This is a genomic window from Limnospira indica PCC 8005 (assembly GCF_000973065.1).
GTDB lineage: Bacteria > Cyanobacteriota > Cyanobacteriia > Cyanobacteriales > Microcoleaceae > Limnospira > Limnospira fusiformis.
Map to the genome: position 1 here is coordinate 909,028 of NZ_FO818640.1, position 25,915 is coordinate 934,942.

Below are 25,915 nucleotides of genomic sequence, written 5' to 3' on the forward strand. Positions count from 1 at the left end.
AGCACAAGACAGAACACTTAGGACGTATAATGGAGAGGACGAGATGACTAAGAAGACCCAAAATGCCAGCCCCCTATAGTTACGACCTCAGACAAAAAGTTATTGATGCCATTGAACTAGACGGTATGCCCAAAACAGAAGCCAGTCAAGTTTTCCATGTCAGCCGGAACACCATTAATCTCTGGCTGCAAAGAAAAGCACAGACCGGAGACTTCCTCCCTAAACCTCATCACCGACCTGGCAATAACCACAAAATTACCGACTGGCAAAAATTCAAGGCTTTTGCCCAAGAGCATGGCGACAAAACAGCAGCTCAAATGGCTGAACTTTGGGATGACGACATCTCTCCTCGCACCATATCCAGAGCCTTGAAGAAAATTGGCTTCACCAGAAAAAAAACTTACGGCTACCAAGAACGTGATGAGCAACAGCGAGAGGAGTTTATGGCTCAGATTGAACAGATGGAGCCGGAAGAAGTGGTCTACCTCGATGAAGCCGGCATGAATAGTCAGGACTCGGATTACCCTTATGGTTACTGCGAGGAAGGAAAACGCTTCCATGCACTCAAATCAGGGAAGAGGCAGGGCAGGGTAAGTATGATAGCCGCATGGTGTCATCAACAACTCTTAGCTCCCTTTAGCTTTGAGGGTTGTTGTCATCGGACAGTGTTTGAGTTGTGGTTGGAGTTCATCTTAATTCCAACATTGAAGCCAGGTCAGACTCTAGTATTGGACAATGCAACGTTTCATAAAGGGGGACGGATTGCTGAACTGGTGGAGGCAGCTCAATGCCGTTTACTCTATCTTCCGCCTTATTCGCCAGACCTCAACAAGATAGAGAAATGTTGGTCGTGGCTGAAAGCCCGTATTCGCCACTGCACGTGAGCAGTTTGATTCTCTCCATGATGCCATGGATTCCGTTCTCAAAGCTGCGTCCTAACCACCTTGACTAATGCTATACTTGGGCTATGAAGGTGGGTTTGTGGATTCACCAAGGTTCACCCATTCCTTTGAAGGCTCACGGACGACGCTCCCAGAGTCTTTTCCGCACTGGCTTCGATTTTCTACGCCGCACTTTCTCTAATCTGCCTTTGTTTTCAGGGCGGTTTCACCAGGCTCTACAACTTTTGTCCTGTACTTAGGCCAACCCCATACACCAATTATTAATTATTAATTATTAATTATTAATTATTAATTCCAGCCAACTATATACACTCGCCCCCAGGGTGCGCGATCAGCCATCGGAAACACCAGCACCACTCGCACACAGACCATGCCTTGGCAGCGAAACGCCCAGAGACCCAGCGAACAGAGGAAAAACCAGCCAACCCCATACACCAATTACAGCCTTTACACAAAACACAAAGTACGGTATAATGTATGGCTATTGTATAAGTTATCACAACCAACTACCATGAGCCGTTACTCTTTAGATTTTCGGAAAAAGATAGTAGAAGCCTATGAAAAAGGAGACACTTCTATCCGAAAAGTAGCGAAGCGCTTTTTGGTGAGTCCAGACACGGTAAGGCGACTGGTCAAACAGTATCGATTAACGGGAGACTTATCTCCTCGTAAGTGTGGCACTAAAAAGAAAAGCATTTGATCTCAGCATGAGGAAGCCGTGATAGATATTGTAGAAGCCCACCCCGACCTGACCTTATGGCAATATAGTGATAAGCTCAGAGACAAGCTGGGCATAAATGTCAGTACGACCATGATAGATAGATTTTTAAAGCAGCACGATATAAGTCTCAAAAAAAACATACAGGAGCGAAAAAGTAGTAACAGAAGAAGTACAGAAAGCGCGAGTAGATTATTGGTAAAGAATTAGAGATGTAGCTCCTGAAAAGCTTGTGTTTATTGATGACAGTGGGTTATGGGTAGGGATGAGCAGACCGTTAGCCAGAGCGACGAAAGGGAAAAAAGTCTATGAACTGCGGAAATCCTATCGAGGTCAAAAAATGACAATAATTTGTGCAATTAAGCTCTCCGGAGTGGTAGCGACTCAAACATTAGAAGGGTCCATGAAAAAAGAGGATTTTCTCCAATTCATCAAGTTAGATTTATTGCCAAAATTAAAAAAAGGAGATGTAGTGGTAATGGATAACTGAAATTCTCATCATCGAGAAGAAGTCAAAGAAATGATAGAGTCAGTAGGAGCCAGGGTAGAATATCTGCCGGTGTATTCCCCTGAGTTTAACCCGATAGAGATGATGTGGTCACAGCTCAAAAGTTTAGTGTGCAAGTTCAGGACGGAGACCATGGAATTATTAGTGAGATTGGTAGAAGTGGCGGTAAGCCTTGTGGATTTACAGTGTTTGAATAACTGGTTTACCAAGTGTTGTTGCTGTCCTTAATGATTGAGATAAAGCCTGTATTAATAATTAATAATTAATAATTAATAATTAATTATTAATTATTAATTATTAATTCCAGCCAACTATATACACTCGCCCCCAGGGTGCGCGATCAGCCATCGGAAACACCAGCACCACTCGCACACAGACCATGCCTTGGCAGCGAAACGCCCAGAGACCCAGCGAACAGAGGAAAAACCAGCCAACCCCATACACCAATTATTAATTATTAATTATTAATTATTAATTATTAATTCCAGCCAACTATATACACCCGCCCGCGGGTGCGCGATCAGCCATCGGAAACACCAGCACCACTCGCACACAGACCATGCCTTGGCAGCGAAACGCCCAGAGACCCAGCGAACAGAGGAAAAACCAGCCAACCCCATACACCAATTATTAATTATTAATTATTAATTATTAATTCCAGCCAACTATATACACCCGCCCCATAGGACCCAAACACCAGCACCACTCGCACACAGCTCTGCCCTTTGCACGGTACGGCTACAAGACTGGTAGAAGAGGGGCGGGTGGTAGTAGGGGCGGGTTCCGCAGTCAGCCATAATTCCCGCAGGTAGGCTTTGAAAACCCGCCCTTGCGGGTTCCGCAGTCAGCCATAATTCCCGCAGGTAGGCTTTGAAAACCCGCCCTTGCGGGTTCCGCAGTCAGCCATAATTCCCGCAGGTAGGCTTTGAAAACCCGCCCTTGCGGGTTCCGCAGTCAGCCATAATTCCCGCAGGTAGGCTTTGAAAACCCGCCCTTGCGGGTTCCGCAGTCAGCCATAATTCCCGCAGGTAGGCTTTGAAAACCCGCCCTTGCGGGTTCCGCAGTCAGCCATAATTCCCGCAGGTAGGCTTTGAAAACCCGCCCTTGCGGGTTCCGCAGTCAGCCATAATTCCCGCAGGTAGGCTTTGAAAACCCGCCCTTGCGGGTTCCGCAGTCAGCCATAATTCCCGCAGGTAGGCTTTGAAAACCCGCCCTTGCGGGTTCCGCAGTCAGCCATAATTCCCGCAGGTAGGCTTTGAAAACCCGCCCTTGCGGGTTCCGCAGTCAGCCATAATTCCCGCAGGTAGGCTTTGAAAACCCGCCCTTGCGGGTTCCGCAGTCAGCCATAATTCCCGCAGGTAGGCTTTGAAAACCCGCCCTTGCGGGTTCCGCAGTCAGCCATAATTCCCGCAGGTAGGCTTTGAAAACCCGCCCTTGCGGGTTCCGCAGTCAGCCATAATTCCCGCAGGTAGGCTTTGAAAACCCGCCCTTGCGGGTTCCGCAGTCAGCCATAATTCCCGCAGGTAGGCTTTGAAAACCCGCCCTTGCGGGTTCCGCAGTCAGCCATAATTCCCGCAGGTAGGCTTTGAAAACCCGCCCTTGCGGGTTCCGCAGTCAGCCATAATTCCCGCAGGTAGGCTTTGAAAACCCGCCCTTGCGGGTTCCGCAGTCAGCCATAATTCCCGCAGGTAGGCTTTGAAAACCCGCCCTTGCGGGTTCCGCGATCAGCCATAATTCCCACAAATCAACTTTAAAAACCCCACCGACGACGATGCGCCTAAGACCATGCACCCCACAAACAGCACAGAACACGCGCCACCACGCGGCAGGTGCAAGTCCGCCTATCGGAAACACCAGCACCACTCGCACACAGACCATAGGACCCAAACACCAGCACGACTAGCACACAGCTCGAGTCTGATCGCCCGCCCCCAGCTTCACTTTAGCGCCTGCTGGTTTCCCGACAATTTCACCGCGTAACATTCGCCCCGCCGCTTCGAGTAATTGTTCTTCTAGGTAAGGCTTAGTAAAATAGCCTCTCGCGCCTAATTGATAAGCCATCTGGCGGTGTCTGTCAGCGCCCCTAGAAGTTAACATAGCAATAGGTAGACCTTCGAGTTGTGGGTCTTTCTGCATTCGCGAGAGAAGTTCCAAGCCGTCCATACGGGGCATTTCAATATCGCAGAAGACGATATCACAGGGTAAGCCAGATTTAAGTTTTTCCCAGGCTTCCTTACCGTCGCGGGCTTCTTCAACCCGATAGCCGGATTTTTCAAAGGTCATAGACAACAACGATCGCACTGTAATCGAATCATCAACAATCAGCACAGTCGGCTCAGTTTTAGAGGCGGGAGCATCTATGGGTTCACTGGGGAGATTATCATCCCATCTCATGGTTTCTACAGTTCGGCGTACCCGATCAGTAGCCAGGTCAATTAATTCTAAAACATCGGCGATCGCCACAATTTGACCATCCCCCAAAACAGTCGCCCCGGCGATACCAATAGGTTTAGGTACCGGACCTTCAAGCTGTTTAATTACGATTTCCTGTTCTACCAAAACCTGATCAACTTGAACAGCCAGATAATTAAGCGCCGCCCGTAGTACAATCACAGAAATCATATCCTCTTCGATATTCGCACCATAAACACCGCCGCGACCCAAATGGCGCTTATAGGTAAGTAATTCTCGCAGGTGGCGGAAAGGCAGCACCGAACCCCGCCATTCTAGGGTCTGTTTACCGTCTGGTCCTGTTTTAATTTGCTCACGAGGCACATCGATCATATCCTCCACCCCATCCATAGGGAAAGCAATCCGAGCCCGATCGCTAATACAACAAAGCGCCCGGGAGATACTCATATTGAGTGGGAGGCGGATCGTAAAGGTAGTTCCCTCTCCCAATACCGAATCGGTAGTAATATTGCCTCGAATTTCCGCCAAATTCGTCCGCACCACATCCATACCAACCCCTCTACCTGCAATATCACCCGCCTGATCCTGGGTAGTAAAACCCGGCAGGAAAAGCAAATTGTATGTATCATGGTCTGGCAGATTTGAAGCGGATTCCAGGGTCAATAAACCCTTCTGTATAGCTTTTTCCTTAACCCGATTCACATTAATTCCCGCCCCATCATCAGAAACCGATAACACCGTTTGGTTGCCTTGGTGGAAAACCTTAATGGTAATCTGACCCGTGGGCGACTTACCCGCCGCCTTACGGACTTCTGGGGATTCGATACCGTGAGCGATCGCATTATTTACCAAGTGAGTGAGAGGGTCGCGCAGTTTACCCAAAAGCATTTTATCTATGAGGGTATCTCGACCTTCCACCACCAATTCCGCCTGTTTACCACACTTAATCGACAGATCCCGCACCGGACGTTTCAGGCCATCGGTTGCCCCGGCGAACTGTTCCATTCTCGCTTTATTCAAGCCTTCCTGTAACTGATTAGTTACTTGGCGCAGTTGGCGACTCACCTGATCTGCTTCTTCCACCAAGAATTCAATATCAGCGGCCGACTCTCGCACCCGCACCACCAACTCAATAATTTCTTGAGAGAGTGTGTGGAAGGGGGTAAAGCGATCGAGTTCTGTGGAGTCAAAAGTGTTAGGATCTGATCTAGTCGGGTGTTCATCACCACCGCCATGATAACTTCCGTGGAAAGAAGCTGATTTTTGCCGATTAGACAATAGGGAAATTTCCAGCAGCGATCGCTCATAGAAATCCTGCATCCGCTGACCCACATCACTTAGCAGCGACACCTGATCCAGCAGGTTATCTAAAAACTGTCGCATCCTTTCTTGGTCTTGTTCCAGGCTATTGCGGTTAACCACCAGTTCCCCAATCAGGTTACTGAGATTATCCAATTCTTTCACCGGAACTTTAGCGATCGGATCAAACTTAGTAGTTTGAGATTTTTGATAAGACGGGCTATATTGGGCGGCTATGGGTTCTTCCAGCAGTTCAGCCAACTCCTTGAACTCATCATCCTCACAGGATCGAGCCCTCTGTTCTTCCCAGGTACTCGATTGCGCCCCTGGCGGTGCTGTTTCACCCAAAAGGCGATCGAGATCAGATAGCACCCCATCATCAGCATTATCATCATCAGTCGTATTTTGATCATCCGTAGACCCTAGCAAATCATCCAGGAGACTCAAATCATCTTCCCAATCACTATCTAACCCCACATCTGGAGTCGTGGTTATGTTGTCAGTTGTCTGCGACGAGGCTGGTAATGGTGTGCTTTCAGTTTTCGGTGCGTTACCCAGTTGGTCGGTTTTCCCAGTGTTTTTTTTGCTACCCAAGCTAACGCACTCTACGGTTTCCTCCGTGTCGCTACTACCAAACAAATCATCAAAATCAAACAAATCTGCAGTTCTATCATCCCACTTCGACTCAGGTGGCGTTTGAACCTGTTTGTCCTCAGCAATAGTGTCTACACTAGAGGTTAATTTGCCATTGTTGTTATCCTCACGGGCTAACACCTCAAACCAATCAAGATCCCCATCAGTCCCCCCATCTTGATTATCACTCTCCCAAGGATCCGGGGTATCTAATGATTGACCAATCCCTGTTGAACTTTCAGGCGCGACAGTTGTTTCCTGTTCCTCATCATCAAGTTCCAACAACTGTTGGATAAAATTATCCGGGTCATCATTACTACTTTTCTTGACAGGTTTAGAATCGGCTGGAGAATTTTCTGGGGTCGGTCGATCGCTTGATTCTAGTTCTTCTAACAGGAGGCTAGTTAAATCGTCATCATCATCAGAAACCGGCTTAAAGTTGCTTTCATTAGACGGCGGTTCATTGCTAAAAAAGCTGTCAAAATCTTCTGTATCACTGTTCAAGTCGGAAAGTTTATCAGCTTCTTCGAGCAGCCTTTCCTCTTCCCAAGCATCTTCAATACCGCCCCCATGACGATCAACCACCTCAAACAGATCCGCCAAACTTTTCAACTCTTCCGGTTGCATTTGCGGCCCTGGCGGGTGGCCGCTGTGTTCTTTTTCCATCTCCACATAATCAACCAATGGGAAATCATCTAGTATTGATTCTGATGTCTTCTCCGGTTCCAAATCAATCTCATCAGTTTCTTCTACTTCCGAGTTCGTAGTTAAATCTAATTCCGACCAAAATTCATCATCAGCCGTTAAAATTCCCTTACCATTCCCATTCCCATTATCTACAGGAGGCAGTAATTTTGACAACTCCGAATCTACCACTATTTCACTTTCTCTATTACTTAGCGCTAAATACTGAGCCTGTTTCATGCCAGTAATCACCACCGGAGCCAGAGTTTTATAGCTATTTGCCCCATAAGCGATCGCCTTTTCTACAGTGTCTAAAAATTGCACCCAGTGCATTTTATCAAAAGTTTCTCCACCCCTAGCCAATTCCCGACAAATTTCAATTAAGCGGTTTCTATTGGCGGTATTATCCGACTTTTTAAACAAATCCAGCATTTCCCGCAACCGTGAAGTTACATCACCACAAAAGAAAAGTTCTTCCGCACTATTGATCGCCTTAACTGTCACTTTCGGAGCAACCTTCACCGCCACTGGAGCCTGAGCCGGGGCTGTTTTCGGGACGCTAGTAGCACCTTCCGCCACTACACCATTTAGTTCCGATAGGTTTTTTAAATTATAGTTTAGTGCTTCAAAAACCGGCTCAACTTCCGTTAACAGGCTTTGGGAAGTTTCCTCTGTCAGTCCATAGGGACCCGACAGATTATCTATTAAAGCTTGCAGGGTATCAAATACTCGTAAAAATAGCGATTCTAGTTGTTGATCAACCTCAATATGAGATTGTTCCGTTATTTTTTCCAACGCTTTAAAGTTATCTTCCAGGCGATGGGCACTTTTTTGGATACTATGAAGACCGAGCATAGCTGCTCCCCCTTTCACCGAGTGAGCCGCCCGATACACCTCATATAATAGTTCTCGGTCTTCAATGGTACTTTGCAGATTCAGCAAGCCCTGTTCTATGGTATTGAGGTGGTCTCTCGCCTCCTCAATAAAGTAACCCATTATCCGTTGTTGTTGTTCTGGTTCCATGGCTTTTTAATAGTATAAATAAATGGACAATATTATTTTTTTAAAACTCAGACACTTACTCAGAAAATCACATTTTACGAGGGTTCATTAATCTTTGACTAGGAACTTTGGCTATTAATGTTCCGAAGGATCTACTCGGAACCTTTCCACCGAAGTTAGCAGATCTCGTGCTACTCCTACCAGGTTACTGAGGGCGCTGGCGACCCTTTGGGCTTCTTGGGATGTATCTTGGGCGCTTAGTTCTACCGCCTGCATTACTTCAGCCACCGCCCTAGCTGTTTCGTTTTGCTCCACCGTATCAGCCGTAATTGATCGCACCAAAACATCAATACGATTGGTTACTTGGATGATATCATCAAGCGATCGCTTCGCTTGTTCCGCCAGACGGGTCCCCTCAATTACTTGCTGGTTTCCTTCCTCCATTGCCATCATTACAGAACTGGTTTGGCTTTGGATCTGCATTACAATTTGTTCAATTTCCTTGAGGGACTTAGCCGACTTATCCGCCAGTTGTCGCACCTCATCAGCCACAATAGCAAAACCACGGCCTGCTTCTCCCGCCCTAGCCGCCTCAATACTAGCATTCAAAGCCAGTAAGTTAGTCCGCGAAGCAATATTAGAAATGATTGCGACAATTTTCGAGATTTCCTGAGAAGATTCAGCCAAACGCTTAACATCTCGCGTCGTTTCTGCCACTGTTTCCCTAATTTTCAAGATACCAGCCACAGTCATTTCTACCGCTTCACCACCCTTAGTTGCTACAGCCGCCGCCGTCCTGGCTACTTCCTCAGCTTCCTTGGCGCTATCTGCTACCCGTTGAATAGCATCAGTCAGCAGTTGCACCGAATTAAGAGTCGCGGCCAATTCCTCCGCTTGTCGCAAAGCATCCCCAGCCACATCTTTGGCAAAACTCGCACTATCCGTCGCTCCACGACTCACCTGACGAGCCGCTTGTTTCACCTGAACCACAATTTCCCGCAGGTTCTGAATTGTCAGGTTAAACGAGTCTGCTACCGCCCCCAGCACGTCTGCAGTCACCTCAGCGCTCACAGTCAAATCTCCTCGCGCCGCCCCTTCCACATCATCTAGGAGTCTAATCACTTGACGCTGGAGGTTTTCCTTAGCCTCCTCCTGTTCTTCCGCCTTCCGTTGAGCTTCCCTGGTGGTGCTTTCAATGAACTGAGCCATGTAGTTAAATTTAGCGCACATTTGCCCCAGTTCATCTTCCGCGTAGACATTCACACGGGCATTAAGGTTTCCTCGTGCGATCGCATCAAACTGTTTTTGCAGGTCGCCAGTCGCCTTCTCTAGCTGTTGGCTGGTAATACGGCCCATAGCAAAAGCCGTCCCAAAACTACTAGCCCCAGCCACAATAGTCATCAACCAACCTGAGCGGCGTAGATAGTTAACCACTTCCCCTTGATAACTACTAGCAGCAACCTTAGTAGCAATATTAGTAGCCACAGCCACAGCAATCAAAGTTACTAACCCACTCCCCAATGCTATATAAAAAGACTTAGATCTGAGCGGCTTATTTTCCAGGAAGGCAAATGAGCCCTGTTCTACCGAAATATTAGTATCAACCGAGTCTTCTGATAGGTTAGAAAATGCCGTGATCGCCTCCCTTTCTGTGGGAGTATTGAACACATCATCCTCGTAGATCGCCGAGCTATCGTTATCTGGGATACTGCTAGACCTTCCCAGGAAATTACTATCGAGGTCATCATCATCCAAGTCAGCGCTATCGGGCATAAAAGCATATCCCGCCGCATCTGGAATCCCAAAACCCTCTACATCATCAAACTCTTCAAAATCCTCTAAAAATTCGTTGACTTGAGAACCAGAGGTTTGATTTGTCTTGTTGTGGGCGATCGCACCATTAGCCGTCCCATTGCTTACAGTTGACTCTTCCAGGCTATCGAGGTCAAACGTATCCGGGATATCATCCAGTTCCAACTCCTCAGATACTGAATCATTAATTTTGTCCCCATCCAGATTGAAATCAGAGAAATTTTCTTCTTCCTCATCTAAATTATTATTTGGGGTCTTATTCAGGCTGATCTGATCAGGTTTCACCAATCCTTTACCGTTACCATTACCGTTAGTTTCTGCCACAGTTTGATGCCTAGCATCAGCCATATCTTCTAGGGGAGAAAAAATATCATCCTCCTCTAGTTCCAGTTCTCCGATATCCAGTTCATCCTGCACATCGCCCAAATCCGGCGGTTTAATTTCTTCGGCAACATTATCAACTATCGGTTCATTAGTTATCGGCCCATCAGTTAAAGGTAGATCTGTCAGGCTGAAATCGTCATCCAAATCATCCAAACTGTCTTGATGTTCTTGAGTCACCCCAGGGGTATTTGTCGCGGGGGAGTCTTTATGGGAATCATCGATTAAATCTTCCTCAAACAAGTCTTCTGATAGTTGTTCGAGGGAGCCACTCATGGGGTCTTCTGGATCTAATCCTTCCGTCAACACCAGTTCATCCTCTTCGTCCATCACAAAGGGATATGATGTTTCTAGGTCAAAATTCAAGTCAGGGTCTTCTTCTTCCTCGTCAGTTTCTTGCCCCTGAGCAAAGGGGTTATTTAACGGGTTGGTTAGGTCCGGGTCTACCTCATCATCTAGGTCGAAGTTGGAATCATCTACCAGGGGATTAGCTTCTAATTCTAGGGGATTAAAGTTATCTTCTTCTAAGTCAAATTCATCTTCTAGGGAGTCATTTAGTTCTTCACCCCCTACACTGGCTTTACCATTCAAATTTTCCGGCTCTAGTTCATCTGCAGATCTATCTAAGTCCCCGAGGTCGTCGTCGATCGCCTCTAAGTTTTCCTCTGTTCCTTCCTCAAATTCGAGGTTACTTAGTTCATCTAAATCATCCAAGGCTGACGATATATCTATTTCTTCCATGCCCATATCTTCGTCATCATACAAATCCAGAGCATCATCCAGGGTTTCTATAGTTGCCGAGGGTTTTTGGGGATATTTCCCTAGTTGTTGGGATGCTGCCGTTAATTCTTCCAACTCATCTAATTGTTCATCGATCGCATTTAGATCTAGTTCTTCTTCCAAATCAAAATCGAGGGAACCGTTAGCATCATCACCTACCGAGCTCAAATCCTCTAGGATAGTTTCTTGAGCATCATCAAACTCATCATCAAACTCATCATCCAAGCTAATATCTCCCAAAGACGAACCGGTCTCCGAGTCCTCGCAGAATTGACTAGCTTCTGTCAAGTAGTCTTCCGCCTGTTCCACCAGTGCCGGGTCTTCCGTCAGGCTAAGGACCACCTCATATTGTTCCCGTGCCACATCGTATTGTTGTAAACCGTAGTAAATGTGACCACACAGGAGGCGAGCGAATGGGTCTTCCGGGTAGTCTTCCACTAATTTATAGACTAAAGTAGCCGCCTCGTCCAATTTTCCATCTGTGTAGGCTGCCTCAGTTTTTTGGTACTCCTGCAGATATTCTGCACTTGCTGTCATTGGCCATTCCCCTTACGACTCTATAAAGTTACCGCAAAAATTACATTTAAAACTTAAAACAACTGTATTAGCTTAGTTAGTATCTTGATTACTGCTTGGGCAAATGTTGGACTGATGATGACCACAACCCCCTCAATTGTAATCATCCTGAGCCACAATTAGTTATATTATAGTGATGCAGATAGCTGTATTGGTTCAATCACCTTGTATACAGCTTATTTATACTGCCCACCGAGCCGATCGCAAAACGGCAATTTGGTCTAACAGGCGCAAAGGTTTATCTGGTGAATCCTCCAGAACCCACTCCCCTTTTATATAGGGAGCCATGCTATCGGGAACCTGAACTGGCGTTCTCATTTTTTCTATGGGTAGCCAGTCCATAGCCGTCAGATTGTTTATCGACTCTACTGCTAAACCCAACATAGTATCTTGGTCTTCTACGGCAATTACGGGAATTTCCGTGCGATCGGTGTTTAATTGCATTGTATCTCCCAAAAACTGTCCTAGATCAGCCACCCAAACCACTCGTCCCCTCAAGTTGAGAGTCCCCAACAGTAGGGATGATACATTGGGAATGGGAGTAATGCGGTCAATTGATTGAGATAGGACTTCTTTGATACCCATAGCGGGCAAGGCAAATTCGGCACCCGATGCCACAAAAAAACGCAGATGCAACTCACCCTCTGGGGTTTCTAGCTCCTGAAACTCGGAGCCGTCTGCACCTTGACCCGTGATAAAATCGGGACTTCCAACCATTACCCCTCACCTACCCCCTTAATAGCTGTTTAACCGTCCCTACCAGTTCAGTCGGCTGAAATGGTTTGGCGATATAAGCATCTGCCCCCTGTTTCATGCCCCAATATCGATCGAACTCCTCTCCCTTGGAAGAACACATCACAATGGCAATTTTTTGAGTTTTCGGATCAGACTTGAGACGGCGACACAGTTCGTAGCCATTCATGCGAGGCATTACAATATCCAACACCACTAGATCGGGAGAGATTTGTTGAACTTGTTCTAGTGCCTCTACACCGTCGCTTGCTACCGCGACTTTTAAGCCACTTTCTCTCAGGAGATTTGAGATCATCTCCCGTTGTGTCACACTGTCTTCTACAACCATAATTGTATTCATACTATCTTGCTGAGTTGCTGGGTTCTAAGTTAACTGAGGCAGGGCGCGGAGGGACTGGGGCATTTCCAATATAATTCGGCCAACCCTCAGCTCCGAGACATTCCAGTTACAAGCCATTGGCTTTATTGCAACCGCGATATTCCACCCGCAGAGTTGATTTGATCAAATCCTTAATGCGAATGGATTTAATCTCAAGTATACCTAAGTTCGCCACCTATTGATTACACTTTGAAATCAGACCGAATAAGACTCCTCCGAGTCAAGAGAAGGCCACTTATGGGAAAAAGTCTCGGCGAGTTGACTTTCTAGCTTCCGGGAATGACCGTCGGCTGTACCCACATAGTTTTCTACCAGCGTCAGTAACTCCCTCTTGCTAAACGGTTTGGTCAGATAATTGGTCGCTCTCACCATTCGGGCTTTGAGGCGATCGATAAATCCATCAATGCCTGTTAGCATGATAATCGGAGTTTCCCGAAAAGCACTAGAACTTCGCAACATCGCGCAAATTTCATATCCATTTAGTTCCGGCATGGCGATATCGCATAAAATCAGATCTGGTTTCAGTTGGAACACTTGACTTAATGCCTTCAGGGGATGACCTATAGCCGTCGCCTCGTAGCCATGCTCCGTTAAGATTAACTCTACTGTCTCCCGAATTACGCGATCGTCATCAATACAGACAATGCGGGGAACCTTACTCTCGAACTGAGAACGGGGGTACGGACTTGGTTCGGTCGGCCGAAAGCGCAGTTGCACAAAACCCTGTTGTAAAAAAGGATAGATCGCCTTGGTGACTGCGACAATATCTCGGTTCAAATAACGGGAAATTTGTCGGAAAGTCGTTTTTCCGTCCGCCCAACGGGTTAAAGTTTCAAAGACATTGGGACGCACTACTTGTCTAAGTTTGTCTGGGTCTAAAATGAGGGGGCACTGACTGGGGGATTGGATATGGGGGTGAAAAGTTTTCCACTCCTGCACCTGTTTCATAATTTTAGGTAACACCGTGTTGATTTGTAAAGTCATTAATTGCGGTGCTAGGGGTGAACCCATTTCAAAGTTAAAAGCCCCGTGGTGAAGGCTGAGAAGGTCGAATAGGGTTTCGGAAATCATCCCATGGAGAATGCTGCGCCCCTGGGTGGGGGTAATCGCGTTTTGTTCTAGTAGCACCCACAAATAGCCGTATTCGGGCGCGTTAACTGCCGTAATTGACGGCACTTCTAACTCATTGAGGACTTCTGTTAACTTGTAGCGGTACAGGTAGTCCCGCAGTCTTTTCAGGCTACCCTCGCTTTCCCCAGCATAGACAATTCTACCGTTGGAGCAAAAAACTAGCCAGCAGTGACTCTTCAAGCGATCGCTATATTTTTCCGAAACTACCGAGGCGGCGGGGCTATAGGCTTCCACCATTAACTGACCGGTGCGTTGACCGACTTCGACCAACTGCAATATACTGCGGATATCGATTTCATTTAAAGAGCCTTGCATGAAGCCGCTTGGCCTCCTGACGATCGCTTAAATTTTTTTAATGTCCTCATACAACTCAATTAATGGGATTGAGGAGGGTAAGGGCAACATTACTGTCTTACACTCTCGTTAGGATAGCATAAATAGTGAATTAACTCAATCCATCGTGGTGGATAATGTATAATGGACAATTGATAATGGTGGACGCGGGTTCTCCCAGGACTTGACCTCCTCTGGGTAATACCCCATCACTTGCCCCCCGGCAATAATCAAGAATTGTGAATAATTAATAATTAATAATTAATAATTAATAATTAATTATTCCATTGATAATGGTGGACGCGGGTTCTCCCAGGACTTGACCTCCTCTGGGTAATACCCCATCACTTGCCCCCCGGCAATAATCAAGAATTGTGAATAATTAATAATTAATAATTAATAATTAATAATTAATTATTCCATTGATAATGGTGGACGCGGGTTCTCCCAGGACTTGACCTCCTCTGGGTAATACCCCATCACTTGCCCCCCGGCAATAATCAAGAATTGTGAATAATTAATAATTAATAATTAATAATTAATAATTAATAATTAATTATTCCATTGATAATGGTGGACGCGGGTTCTCCTAGGACTTGACCTCCTCTGGGTAATACCCCATCACTTGCCCCCCGGCAATAATCAAGAATTGTGAATAATTAATAATTAATAATTAATAATTAATAATTAATTATTCCATTGATAATGGTGGACGCGGGTTCTCCTAGGACTTGACCTCCTCTGGGTAATACCCCATCACTTGCCCCCCGGCAATAATCAAGAATTGTGAATAATTAATAATTAATAATTAATAATTAATAATTAATTATTCCATTGATAATGGTGGACGCGGGTTCTCCCAGGACTTGACCTCCTCTGGGTAATACCCCATCACTTGCCCCCCGGCAATAATCAAGAATTGTGAATAATTAATAATTAATAATTAATAATTAATAATTAATTATTCCATTGATAATGGTGGACGCGGGTTCTCCCAGGACTTGACCTCCTCTGGGTAATACCCCATCACTTGCCCCCCGGCAATAATCAAGAATTGTTAATTGTTAATTGTTAATTGTTAATTATTAATTGCTTATGGCTACTTTGAATCTGAAACCTTCCCACAAGGCGGTAAAGTCCTATTACCAAACATTACAAAACTTCCAGAAGTTGGGGGCGGCTAATGAAGGGGCGGTTAAAGTCGCTTTTGCGGATTTGTTAACTTCCTGTTGTCAGCAGTTTAATTGGATTTTGGTACAGGAAAACAGCCTGAAGTTGACCGACACAAAACGGATTCAAGTTGATGGGTTATTTGTCCGAGATGATACCCTAAAACATGGCATTTGGGAAGCTAAAGACACCGCCGACGACTTACCCAAAGAAGTACAAAAGAAATTTGCCAAAGGCTACCCCAAAGATAACATTATTTTTCAGTCCCCTGACCGGGTGATTATTTGGCAAGGGGGAAAACAAGTCTATGACCAGGATATCACCAAACCCGAAGCCTTGGTCGAAAGTCTAAAGTTGTTTTTTGAATATCGCCCACCCCAAATCGAAAATTGGGAGAAAGCCGCGGCCGAATTTGGCGATAAAGTGCGCGGGTTGGGGGAAAAACTGGTTGATTTAATCGAGAGTCAACGCAAAACTAATCCCCAGTTTATTGGGGCTTTTCAAGGGTTTAGTAACCTGTGCCGTCAGTCGATTAATCCTAATATTTCTGATGCGGCTGTGGAAGAGATGCTGATTCAGCATTTACTCACGGAAAGGATTTTCCGACAGATTTTTAATAACCCCGATTTTACCCGGCGCAATATTATCGCCGTGGAAATTGAGAAGGTGATCGAGGCTTTAACCTCGAAGTCGTTTAGTCGCGCTCATTTTCTGGGAGATGTTGATTATTTTTATCGCGCCTTAGAAGAGGCTGCGGCTACTATTACTGAGTATAGCGAAAAGCAGCATTTTTTAAACACGGTTTATGAAAGGTTTTTCCAAGGGTTTGCGGTCAATGTCGCCGATACCCATGGAATTGTTTACACGCCTCAGAGTATTGTCGATTTTATGGTGAGAAGTGTTGATGAGATTCTCCGCACGGAGTTTAAGAAATCTCTGAGTGATAAAGGGGTGCATATTCTTGACCCGTTTGTGGGGACGGGTAACTTTATTATGCGGATAATGCGGGAGATTAGAAAAACTGCCTTATCTCATAAGTATCAGCAGGAGTTACACTGCAATGAGGTGATGTTATTACCCTATTATATCGCTTCGATGAATATTGAGCATGAATATTTGACGGCAACCGGACAATATCAGCCTTTTGACGGGATTTGTTTGGTGGATACTTTCTCGGTGCAAGAAGCATCACAACTCGATTTATTTACTCCCCAAAATACCCAACGGGTCAAGCAGCAGCAAAGTTCCCCCATTTTTGTGGTCATTGGCAACCCTCCCTATAATGTCGGACAGCAAAATGATAACGACAATAACAAAAACCGCAAATATAGCCAAACGGGAGGAGTTGATCAACGGGTGGCGGAAACTTATGCGAAAGACTCGAAAGCGACTAATAAAAATAAACTTTCCGACCCCTACGTTAAGGCATTTCGCTGGGCGGCTGATAGGATTGAAGATGAGGGAATTGTGGCATTTGTCAGCAATAACAGCTTTATTGATAATATTGCTTTTGATGGAATGCGGCAGCATTTAGCCCAAGATTTTGACGCAATTTATATTTTAGATTTGGGGGGTAATATCAGAAAAAATGCCAGCAATCAACCGATTTATAATGTTTTTGATATCAAAGTAGGGGTGAGTATTAACCTGTTGATTAAAAAGAAGGAAGGTAACAAATCTCCGGGTAAAATTTATTATGCAGCGGTGGGTGAGTTTTGGCGGAAACAGGAAAAATACGATTATTTAGAAAAATGTCAGCATTTAGGTGGGGTAGACTGGGAAGAGATTAAACCGGACAAAAAACATACCTGGTTAACCGCAGGGTTGCAGGCGGATTTTGAAACCTTTATCCCCATGGGAAGCAAGGAAACCAAAGCCGACAAGGGAGAAGCAACGGGGGCGATTTTTAAGTTGTTTAGCAATGGAGTAAAAACTAATCGCGATGTTTGGGCGTATAACTTTAATCCTGATGAATTAGCCGCCAATATTCAAAGGGCGATCGCCACCTATAACGAACAAACCCGGAAATGGCTTGATTGTCCCGATAAATCGGCTAACGTCGATGATTTTGTGACCTATGATGATGCTAAAATTAGCTGGTCTGGAGACTTAAAAAATCATTTACAGCGTGGGGTTATCGTAGAATATGACCCGAAGCATATCAGACAGTCTCTGTATCGTCCTTTCACGAAATCTTGGCTTTATTTTGATGCAAAATTAAATAACCGTCGCTATCAATTCCCCTACATATTCCCCACCCCGGAGACAGAGAAAGAGAATCGGGTGATTTGCGTTACTAATCATACACAAATCCCTTTTTTGGTGCAAATAACAGATGTAATTCCTTCTTTAGATGTTGGCGGTCGTCCTGGTCAATGTTTCCCTTTCTACACTTATGACGAAGACGGAAATAACCGCCAGGAAAACATCACGGACTGGGCGTTAGATGCTTTTCGGGAAGAATACGAAAACCCGGCTATCAGTAAATGGGAGATTTTCTATTATATATATGGTTTGTTACACCATCCCAGGTATCGGGAAAAATACGCGGACAACCTGAAAAGGGAGATAGCGCGCATTCCCTACGCCCCCGACTTTGAGAGTTTTGCCAAAGCGGGAAAACGTCTAGCGGAAATTCATCTAAACTATGAAAAGCAACCGGAATATCGGCTGGAATTTATCGAAAATGATGAGGTCGCGTTAAATTGGCGTGTCGAAAAGATGAAACTGAGTAAAGATAAAACCCAGTTAATTTATAACGAGTTTCTGACGTTGGCGGGTATTCCCCCGAAAGTGTTTGCATATCGCCTGGGGAACCGATCAGCTTTAGATTGGATTATTGACCGCTATCAGGTTAAAATAGATAAACGCAGTGGTATTGAAAATGACCCCAACCGCTTAGACGATGAACAATATATTGTGAGGTTAATTGGTCAGGTGATTACAGTTAGCTTAGAAACCGTGGATATTGTCAATCAATTACCCTCCCTGGAATAAGGAAAAGATGATCGTCTACCCCCAGCCATATCGGTGAGTTATGGAAACCTGGGGGGAACCCTTGACAAATATCACCATGGCTGGTAGGTTAAAAGGGGGGGTAAAAATCAGCCTGTTTTGAGATTGCCCACAGAGGGGAAGATTCCCGAAATATCTACCCGCGAAAATCCTAGGAAGTTTACCCGTTGACGGGACTGGCGCAAATTGATGTGGTGGCTGAAGTGTTCGCTGATGACCATATTACCGCTGACCGTAACAGTGGGATTAATCGAAGTAGGAATTACCCCACCATCCCCCGATCGCATTCAGGAATTAACATCGTTTTTGGGTGCGGTCACGATTCCCACAGGTTTCCGATTTGAGGATACAGAAGTGGGGGGACTGTCGGGAATAACTTATAACCGGCAAAAAGATGTATATTATGCGGTGTCGGACTCCCAAGGCGATCGCGGTGACGCGAGATTTTACACGCTGAAATTGCACTGGAGTGGGGACCCTTTCCAATTAGAAGGGGTGGAAGTAATAGGAGTAACGCGGATATTAGACGCCAACGGGGAAGCCTTCCCATTGTATAGTTTAGACCCGGAAGGAATTGCTTTTACGGGAGAAACGGTTTGGATTGCTTCGGAAGGAAATATAGCGGCGGGTTATCCTCCGTTTATCAAGGAGTTTTCCCTAGAGTCGGGTCGCCAACTAAGTGAATTACCCATCCCAAAACAATTGTTTTCGCGGGATAATCCTAATATAGGAGTGAGAAATAATCTGGCTACGGAAAGCCTGACCCTAACCCCGGACGGAAAAACTCTATTTACAGCTACGGAAAATGCTTTAATTCAAGACGGACCGGCGGCCACGGTTAAGGAAGGAAGCCCTAGCCGGATAATTCGCTATAATTTGGAGACGGGTTTAGTAGATGGTCAGTTTCTGTATATGACAGAAGCGATCGCGGGTAGTTCCCTGATGTCTGAGACGTTACAGCTTAACGGACTGGTGGAGTTGCTGGCTGTGAGTGAGAGGCGATCGCTGGCTATGGAAAGGTCATTTTCCCTAGACCGGGGATTTGTGATCCGCCTGTTTGAGGTATCGGTGAAGGAAGCGACGGATATTAGGTCCTTGGACAGCCTGCGAAACCAATTAGAGGGAATTACCCCGGTTAGCAAAACTCCGGTCTTGATTCCCCCAGAGATACAGGCTGAGGTAATCTGGGATAATCTGGAGGGGATGACTTTTGGGCCAACTCTCCCGGACGGAAGGCGATCGCTAATCATGGTCAGCGACAACAATTTCCACCCGCTACTACACACCCGGATCGTAGTTTTTGCGATCGACCGCGAATATAGCGCGAAACCCTATCAGCAAAGGGTTTGGGAGTGGATAGAAAATTTTTTCGGTTCAGGGGTTGACAAAACCGGGAATTAAGCTGATAATAGATCTTGTGCTTAAAACGAAGCACGCGCACCTAAAAACAAATTAGGGTCTATAAATAGGGGACTGTAGTTCAATTGGTTAGAGCACCGCCCTGTCACGGCGGAAGTTGCGGGTTCGAGCCCCGTCAGTCCCGTTTATGTCAAACCCCTACCCTAACTGCGGTTACCGGGATTTACTCAACCCGATAGTCGTACCGTCACACTCAAAATGCACTCCATTTAGTCTTAGCACACGGGACGATTAGTGCATATCCCTTAGCAACAAAACTTAATTATTGACGGGTTAATCAATAAGCACAACTTAATCAATCTGTCAAATAGCTACATCACCCCCCAACCAGACACCGATAGGTTAAGTTAACTCCCTTGTGATACCCGTCAATGGCAAGCCTATCGGTTCGTACCTCACCATTGACTGCTATCACGTCGGTCGTTTCCCCAAAGAGTGTTTGTTCCGGTTGGGGGGAGGATATGTTTCAAAATCAACCACGATAGCCGTAGGTAGCCGTAGGGGGGAACCCGCTAGGGAATCAACGTACAAAGATATCAGACCGCCTTTCCGTGGACTAGACCTATAGGGGAAACTATGTGCGATCGCAAAATCTAAATCATCTCCTATCGGATCCAACCCGATACCCACCAACTTCTAATCAACCGGGAAATATCTGGGATGAGAGCGACTACCCACATAATCCTTAGCAAGTCTCCAATCTTTGGTGGTAATCACCCCGTGCGGAAACCGATACCAACATAATCAGTTCACCTCCAAAATCTTAGCCGTAGGTTGTAGGTAAAGCTATCTGTTGGGGGTAACTCAGTTCTGGGTAATATCTGGACATGATAGGGTAGGCATTCATATTTTAGAAGTTACATAATGTATTTACATAATGTAAATGAGAAAATACATAGACACCCCCTACAGTCAGAAACCATAGGGGGCCATTTTAGGATATTGGATTATGGGTTAGGCGCTAGGCTGTTAGCTGTTAGGGCTTACGCCAACCATCATCATCAATATCATCTCTGTTGATTGGGAGATGGGGTGATTGCTTTTTGCCCCCTAACTGTTGTTTACAGGCTATTTGTTCTAACGATTTTTGTAAAAACTCAAATAATATACCTAACTTATGATTATTTAAATCTAGTTTTGATTCGATAATTTTATTCTCCTTGACTATCGCATACGTTGAACACAAGACCACAATTATTATCAAAGCTAATTCAATAATTACGAATCTTTGACAGATTGATACTGTATTCATTACATTAATCTCCAAAAATAAAGGGTAAACCATTTAATCCTCTCCAAGGGTTCAAAGATTGCGTAAAAATTACTATATGGTGGTGATTCAATTATTTGATATTCATTTAGCCAAATAGTTTCACGTTTAACCATCATATTCTGTTTAACATCATTGTATGCGTAAAATTTTAACCAACCCGCCATTTTCCAATAAGTGGAAACCTGGTCAGCATCAAATAATATTCTAACAAATTTGCTACCCGATATATCTGGCAATCGCTTACTCCCGTGTGGGGTATCATCTTCTTGGATAAAATATTGATTGTAAGCTAAAAACCAATTAGTTTCAGATATATCATATTTGTTAGGCATATTATTAAGTTATCCAATGAGTAGGTTTAATAGTTTGAAGACTAGATTCTGTTATATGGGTTAATCCACTAACGTCTATTGATAACGGACTCCAGGGAAAATAAATATTGATATCATCCTCACACGATAATAAATCCCAACTCACCCCGTTATAACCACTATCTGTAAAGTGAGTTACTAGATATATTTCGTTGTTAGTTTGAGACATATAACAACGCAATCCTGCCACAGACGGGCTAAATGTATGGGCTTGATGATGTGTAGAAAACTGAATCGATATGACACCAGTGGCTAATACTCTATAAAACAATAAAATCGGAATAACACCTAATTCGCTATGAGACGCAATAACTATATCGCCTTTTATCCAGCCATAGGTATCGCTAGAATTAACCGTTATTTTGCAGACTTGGTTCCAATCTGATATAGTCGCAGAATCGTCAAAAAAACCGCCAACATATTTCTTGATTTTAAAATTGCCAACCGGACTACTGCTTCTGTCATTAAAAATAATATTTCTTGTGGTGATATCTCCGTTAACGTCTAACTCTGTTTGTGGTGTTGTGTTTGCAATTCCTAGACGAGAATTTTCAGTTAATACCATACCATCATCGTTGTTCCGTTAGGTCCCGGATTAAACCTTCTGCCATCGTGACTACCGCCCTTGAACCACGCAAAATTGAAGTCAGTTCTATAGTATTGTGTATGGTATTGAATGCCTATACCGTACCCGGGATGGTTCCCCCATAGGTTTATCGTTTGCCTCGTCACGTTAGTACTAAATCTAATAGTACCTAAAAATAATTTATTGCCGTCTATTGTTTGATCTCCAGTCAAATTAACTGTTCCCGGTAAGGTAGTGGGTTTGTCTGTAATATTATCCCAAGATAAATCAGTTAATTTAATTAAATCAGTGTTTGAGTCAATAACGGCTTGTATCCTTTCATTAGTTAAATAAAGGTTAACTTCACCTTCTGGTAAGTCATCGGTTGATTGCCCAAATCTACTGGAATAAATATTAAAGTTAGTCATAAATTAAGTCCTATTTAATAGGGGGAAATCCCCCCATATCATTTAATCAACAGTTACAAACTCAACTACAGTTACCGAAATATTTGCAACAGACTCGGCAATAGCTTGTAGTTTACTAGCGCCAATAGTGAGCATAACAGTATCGCCCGGTTTAACGGAAAATGCTGCATCAGCGATAGTAGTCCCCGTTGGGTCTAAAATTAGGTGAACGGGTACAGTAGACCGATTTTTGATAAATACATTACGTCCGTTTGTGTTAGCTTTTACTGCCACTAATTCGGCAATTGTATTAGCCGTTAAACTAATGGAAGTTGTAGTAGGTGTGCCCGGTATCTTAGCAGTAATATTGAGAGTGTCTAAATTTAGAGCGCTACTATAAACCGAAAAACTCATAATCACCTACCTCCTAAATAATTCCACTGTAGCCGGTTAGTAAGTGATTGTCTGCTCTAACCCGACAATCTGCGAAACACTATCCTCTGTTATCCCGTAGATACTAGCAGTAGATTTTAACTCATCATCCCATGCAGTGTTAGGCGGTAGCCATAAACATTGACCTGGTATGCAATTGCTGATGTGTCCATGACTAAACCAAACCCCAACGCTACCCGTGTTCTGTAGGTGCAAGCGATATCTGTAAGTATTAGCAGCGCGGATTAGGGTAGGTGTATTGCCTACTGAAATTCCAAAATTTTCGGGTTGGGTTAATGATGGTGTTTTCGGTAATGTGTCTAGTTGATATTCTGCCATACCGAAAATATTAATCGAATCATTATTGTGCAATTGATTTAGACATCTAGCCTTTAACACGGAATGTGAATCTATGGCTAACCCTTCTGTTTGATTGGTAATCAATTCGATTAATAAATTTTCGGTATGGATTCCCCCATAATAAGGGAGTTTTACGATACCTAGATTTAACCCGTTTTCTGTGGCTAGGTTCCAATAAAATATCTGTAAGTCTATAGAACCTTGTAACACATCTTGTTTCTTTTCCCATCTTTGGTAATAACTATCTTCTGGGTAAATCTTGGGTATTTGTGATTGATTGATACTAGGGATATAACACCTAGCGTTCAAACTAGAAACATAGGCATAAGCAGTAATATCGTAACGGAATCTATCAGTTATCAAACCTTCTAAAATTGCGCCATTAAATAACTCTACAGCGTTATTCCAATTACTAGCATTAATTTCCGTAGCAATATTTTTAATTCCTCTCATGAATATTCCTCAATTATCTTGTAATATTATATAATATTTCTAAGTTATTAATTAGTCTCATGTAGTTACTCGGTATGGTGAAAGATAGTATCAGGTCAAGTACGTCTAAAAATGTTGGTAGGTCTGGCGGCGTAAGTTCAGGTTTAGCGGGAGATTTAGGCGACCAGACATCTTCAGCAATGGACTTTGGTAGGGGTTTGCCGTATGCAAGAGAAAGAGATAGAGCGGGTATTCCAGGATTGGTAAATCCTTGGGACCCAATTACTAGGCTACCGCGTGGAATTAAGCCAGAAGACCATGGCAGGTGGAAACGAGAGGATGATGCGAGGCGAATAGATGAGGAGTATCGGCGACGTGATGTCAAAAAAGAGGCAACCGTTAAGGAGCCACCAAAAAGAGACGAGCCAAAGGGAGGCAAAAAACCTAAGGGAGGTAGTAGTGGTGGAGGCGGTAATGGTCGTAGCTTTGGGGGTCCTGGTTCAGGCGATAAAATAGATGATGAGGAGGGGAGAGATATCGATGATGATGATGATGATGGTGGCGAATGGATTGTTATAGATGATGAGCCTGACCCAGAAACCGGGAGAGGTAAAAAAGGTAGTAAAGGTTCTGATTCATTACCTGAAAATTGTAACGGTTGTTTAGTTATTTTACATCATAGTTATTATAAAATAACCGTTAAATATCCTAGGATGCCGGAGAAAAATTATGAACGTATCACAATTAGGACGGAAGATGTATCACGAGCAGACGGGGTAGATTATTTAATCGTAAAGAAGACTACTGTTGGCGATTTTTTTGATGTTAACAATGGTATTCGATATTCGGACCCATTCTCATGGAAACGAAACCCGGTGCGTCTAGAGATGTTCCTTTTGCTTACTGGGGGGGTATGACATCAGACGATAATTCACACCCTCCCTCATATAATAGGATTTTCCCTGAAAGAAGTGCTCGCGCAATATTTGTAACAAGCCGTCCCAAACAATTACTAGAGACAATAGAAACATGGACGGGTGTCATTCAACCTAATCGAAGATATACCTATATAGACCATCGCGGTATTTTATATAGACCTAATGATAATTACTGGCTATGGGTGCCACCATCATTTTCCAGGGAAACAACAGAGATAAATCATTACGGTAAAAATCATAGGTGGGAAGGGGAAGTGTACAGTATTACTAATATAGTACACAGAGAGGGTTGGGAATGGAAATGGTTTAGTAATGAGTGTGGAGATATTCAGTGGTATTTCCCTAAAACTAAAAAAAGAAAAATTTGGATACCAGATATGAAAGATGAATGTTGCGGAATGATTAGAAGGATTTATGAGTTTTTAGACCCTGAATCCTTTCCTGCTGAAATGCCAGAAAAAATAACAGTTAATGCCGAGAATCCAGAAAATAGAATTAAACGAATAAACACATTACCAGAATGGCTGATGTACAGGTTTGACATCGATGACGAAAGATGGGGTGAATTTGAAGTTAAAGTAGAGATTGATGATGTCAATCTCATGACCAAAGCCGAAGAAAAAGCCGAAATCAAGTTACCTAATCTAGCCGAAGCTATCGCCGAAATATTTGGGATGGTGATGGAAATTGCTATTAGTCACCAAGTTACCCAAAATGCTGTTTTAACAGCATTACACGAAGCAGGTTTAGCTCATGCTGCTGCTTTTAAAGCAGGTAGAGAAGTGTCGGAGATAATCGACTATTTGGGTTTTGCTACCGAGGAAAAATATGAAACAATTAAAACAGCATTTACCCCGGAGGCTGATAATTTTGAGGAGCTACTGGAACCCAATGAAAGCAAAATTAAGATTACAAATCAAAAGGACGCTAAGGAAACATTACAAACAACATTAAATCAAATCAAAGAAATATTTGCTATTGTACGCGCTCAAGGCACTTTACAGGTGAACAGTAATGACCCTGCAAAGGACATATTAGCTGACTTAACGCGGTTATATGATTCAATGAAAAAACAGGATGATATCAGAGAAGAGGAAACCAGAAAAGTACAAGAATTGCTGAAAAAAGACTTTCCTGATATCAAAATAGAAACCGAATTGATTGATGGCGATAACCCACTAAGAGGGACTTTGTAATGGTTGCCAGAAGTGCAAGAATGCTAAGGAGGAC

15 protein-coding genes, 1 tRNA gene and 4 pseudogenes are annotated in these 25,915 nt (G+C 44.2%); 8 read left to right on the top strand and 12 right to left on the bottom strand.

Features of this window, described 5'->3' with window-relative positions; genetic code table 11:
• The first annotated feature begins 62 nt into the window (after positions 1 to 62).
• From XZ46_RS03875 to XZ46_RS31595, 3 genes and pseudogenes are all read left to right on the top strand, one after another.
• A protein-coding gene (locus tag XZ46_RS03875) for an IS630-like element ISAtsp1 family transposase (protein ID WP_249432974.1) occupies positions 63 to 939 on the top strand; the annotation gives its coding sequence in 2 pieces (ribosomal slippage) (positions 63 to 875 and positions 877 to 939; 876 coding nt in all).
• Between the two features lie 16 nt (positions 940 to 955).
• A pseudogene (locus tag XZ46_RS33825) lies at positions 956 to 1,141 on the top strand (IS4 family transposase); the annotation flags it as partial.
• A 272-nt stretch (positions 1,142 to 1,413) separates the two neighbouring features.
• A pseudogene (locus XZ46_RS31595) lies at positions 1,414 to 2,356 on the top strand (IS630 family transposase).
• A gap of 1,671 nt (positions 2,357 to 4,027) precedes the next feature.
• Here the strand turns inward: XZ46_RS31595 and XZ46_RS03895 are convergent.
• The 5 genes from XZ46_RS03895 to XZ46_RS03915 all read right to left on the bottom strand — a co-directional run bounded on the left by XZ46_RS03895 (position 4,028) and on the right by XZ46_RS03915 (position 14,285).
• Positions 4,028 to 8,179, bottom strand: a complete 4,152-nt coding sequence (locus tag XZ46_RS03895) for a hybrid sensor histidine kinase/response regulator (protein WP_006621464.1) — start codon at positions 8,177 to 8,179, stop codon at positions 4,028 to 4,030.
• 114 nt (positions 8,180 to 8,293) lie between these two features.
• Positions 8,294 to 11,668 (bottom strand): methyl-accepting chemotaxis protein, encoded by a 3,375-nt coding sequence (locus tag XZ46_RS03900; protein WP_008057213.1) that lies wholly within the window; start codon positions 11,666 to 11,668, stop codon positions 8,294 to 8,296.
• A 219-nt stretch (positions 11,669 to 11,887) separates the two neighbouring features.
• Entirely contained in the window at positions 11,888 to 12,424 is a 537-nt protein-coding gene (locus tag XZ46_RS03905) for a chemotaxis protein CheW (protein ID WP_006621462.1), read from the bottom strand.
• A 10-nt stretch (positions 12,425 to 12,434) separates the two neighbouring features.
• On the bottom strand, positions 12,435 to 12,800 hold the full coding sequence (locus XZ46_RS03910) for a response regulator transcription factor (protein WP_006617199.1): 366 nt from the start codon (positions 12,798 to 12,800) through the stop codon (positions 12,435 to 12,437).
• Between the two features lie 234 nt (positions 12,801 to 13,034).
• On the bottom strand, positions 13,035 to 14,285 hold the full coding sequence (locus XZ46_RS03915; RefSeq protein WP_006621459.1) for a response regulator: 1,251 nt from the start codon (positions 14,283 to 14,285) through the stop codon (positions 13,035 to 13,037).
• 1,113 nt (positions 14,286 to 15,398) lie between these two features.
• On the opposite strand from XZ46_RS03915, the gene XZ46_RS03920 reads away from it, so the two are divergent.
• The 3 genes from XZ46_RS03920 to XZ46_RS03930 all read left to right on the top strand — a co-directional run bounded on the left by XZ46_RS03920 (position 15,399) and on the right by XZ46_RS03930 (position 20,031).
• Entirely contained in the window at positions 15,399 to 18,470 is a 3,072-nt protein-coding gene (locus XZ46_RS03920; RefSeq protein WP_008057210.1) for a type ISP restriction/modification enzyme, read from the top strand.
• A 231-nt stretch (positions 18,471 to 18,701) separates the two neighbouring features.
• The gene (locus XZ46_RS03925; protein WP_048894912.1) at positions 18,702 to 19,889 is read left to right on the top strand and encodes an esterase-like activity of phytase family protein; all 1,188 of its coding nucleotides are present in this window, start codon (positions 18,702 to 18,704) and stop codon (positions 19,887 to 19,889) included.
• A gap of 68 nt (positions 19,890 to 19,957) precedes the next feature.
• A tRNA-Asp gene (locus XZ46_RS03930) sits at positions 19,958 to 20,031 on the top strand.
• A 287-nt stretch (positions 20,032 to 20,318) separates the two neighbouring features.
• On the opposite strand, the gene XZ46_RS28160 is transcribed toward XZ46_RS03930, so the two are convergent.
• The 7 genes and pseudogenes from XZ46_RS28160 to XZ46_RS03960 all read right to left on the bottom strand — a co-directional run bounded on the left by XZ46_RS28160 (position 20,319) and on the right by XZ46_RS03960 (position 23,768).
• A complete protein-coding gene (locus XZ46_RS28160) occupies positions 20,319 to 20,525 on the bottom strand; it encodes a propionate--CoA ligase (protein WP_071829405.1) in 207 nt (68 codons plus the stop codon).
• A 358-nt stretch (positions 20,526 to 20,883) separates the two neighbouring features.
• Positions 20,884 to 21,159 (bottom strand): hypothetical protein, encoded by a 276-nt coding sequence (locus tag XZ46_RS03935; RefSeq protein ID WP_048894913.1) that lies wholly within the window; start codon positions 21,157 to 21,159, stop codon positions 20,884 to 20,886.
• Positions 21,159 to 21,512, bottom strand: a complete 354-nt coding sequence (locus tag XZ46_RS03940) for a hypothetical protein (RefSeq protein ID WP_008055664.1) — start codon at positions 21,510 to 21,512, stop codon at positions 21,159 to 21,161. The genes XZ46_RS03935 and XZ46_RS03940 overlap by 1 nt, the downstream gene beginning before the upstream one ends.
• Before the next feature lie 4 nt (positions 21,513 to 21,516).
• The gene (locus XZ46_RS03945; RefSeq protein WP_048894914.1) at positions 21,517 to 22,116 is read right to left on the bottom strand and encodes a hypothetical protein; all 600 of its coding nucleotides are present in this window, start codon (positions 22,114 to 22,116) and stop codon (positions 21,517 to 21,519) included.
• Between the two features lie 245 nt (positions 22,117 to 22,361).
• Positions 22,362 to 22,544 (bottom strand): annotated as a pseudogene (locus tag XZ46_RS38205) (hypothetical protein); the annotation flags it as partial.
• A 42-nt stretch (positions 22,545 to 22,586) separates the two neighbouring features.
• A complete protein-coding gene (locus XZ46_RS03955) occupies positions 22,587 to 22,937 on the bottom strand; it encodes a hypothetical protein (protein WP_048894916.1) in 351 nt (116 codons plus the stop codon).
• 36 nt (positions 22,938 to 22,973) lie between these two features.
• Positions 22,974 to 23,768, bottom strand: coding sequence for a hypothetical protein (locus tag XZ46_RS03960; RefSeq protein WP_048894917.1), 795 nt, complete (start codon positions 23,766 to 23,768; stop codon positions 22,974 to 22,976).
• A gap of 74 nt (positions 23,769 to 23,842) precedes the next feature.
• On the opposite strand from XZ46_RS03960, the gene XZ46_RS38210 reads away from it, so the two are divergent.
• Positions 23,843 to 24,664, top strand: coding sequence for a hypothetical protein (locus tag XZ46_RS38210; protein ID WP_438829471.1), 822 nt, complete (start codon positions 23,843 to 23,845; stop codon positions 24,662 to 24,664).
• Between the two features lie 377 nt (positions 24,665 to 25,041).
• Positions 25,042 to 25,881, top strand: a pseudogene (locus XZ46_RS31600) (hypothetical protein); the annotation flags it as partial.
• Positions 25,882 to 25,915: the final 34 nt, after the last annotated feature.

Excerpts from the sequence above, each read along its gene's own strand:
- XZ46_RS03895 (WP_006621464.1), bottom strand. The coding sequence starts at position 8,179 with ATGGAACCAGAACAACAACAACGGATAATGGGTTACTTTATTGAGGAG.
- XZ46_RS03900 (WP_008057213.1), bottom strand. The coding sequence starts at position 11,668 with ATGACAGCAAGTGCAGAATATCTGCAGGAGTACCAAAAAACTGAGGCA.
- XZ46_RS03905 (WP_006621462.1), bottom strand. The coding sequence starts at position 12,424 with ATGGTTGGAAGTCCCGATTTTATCACGGGTCAAGGTGCAGACGGCTCC.
- XZ46_RS03910 (WP_006617199.1), bottom strand. The coding sequence starts at position 12,800 with ATGAATACAATTATGGTTGTAGAAGACAGTGTGACACAACGGGAGATG.
- XZ46_RS03915 (WP_006621459.1), bottom strand. The coding sequence starts at position 14,285 with ATGCAAGGCTCTTTAAATGAAATCGATATCCGCAGTATATTGCAGTTG.
- XZ46_RS03920 (WP_008057210.1), top strand. The coding sequence starts at position 15,399 with ATGGCTACTTTGAATCTGAAACCTTCCCACAAGGCGGTAAAGTCCTAT.
- XZ46_RS03925 (WP_048894912.1), top strand. The coding sequence starts at position 18,702 with ATGACCATATTACCGCTGACCGTAACAGTGGGATTAATCGAAGTAGGA.
- XZ46_RS03935 (WP_048894913.1), bottom strand. The coding sequence starts at position 21,159 with ATGAATACAGTATCAATCTGTCAAAGATTCGTAATTATTGAATTAGCT.
- XZ46_RS03940 (WP_008055664.1), bottom strand. The coding sequence starts at position 21,512 with ATGCCTAACAAATATGATATATCTGAAACTAATTGGTTTTTAGCTTAC.
- XZ46_RS03945 (WP_048894914.1), bottom strand. The coding sequence starts at position 22,116 with ATGGTATTAACTGAAAATTCTCGTCTAGGAATTGCAAACACAACACCA.
- XZ46_RS03955 (WP_048894916.1), bottom strand. The coding sequence starts at position 22,937 with ATGAGTTTTTCGGTTTATAGTAGCGCTCTAAATTTAGACACTCTCAAT.
- XZ46_RS03960 (WP_048894917.1), bottom strand. The coding sequence starts at position 23,768 with ATGAGAGGAATTAAAAATATTGCTACGGAAATTAATGCTAGTAATTGG.
- XZ46_RS38210 (WP_438829471.1), top strand. The coding sequence starts at position 23,843 with ATGGTGAAAGATAGTATCAGGTCAAGTACGTCTAAAAATGTTGGTAGG.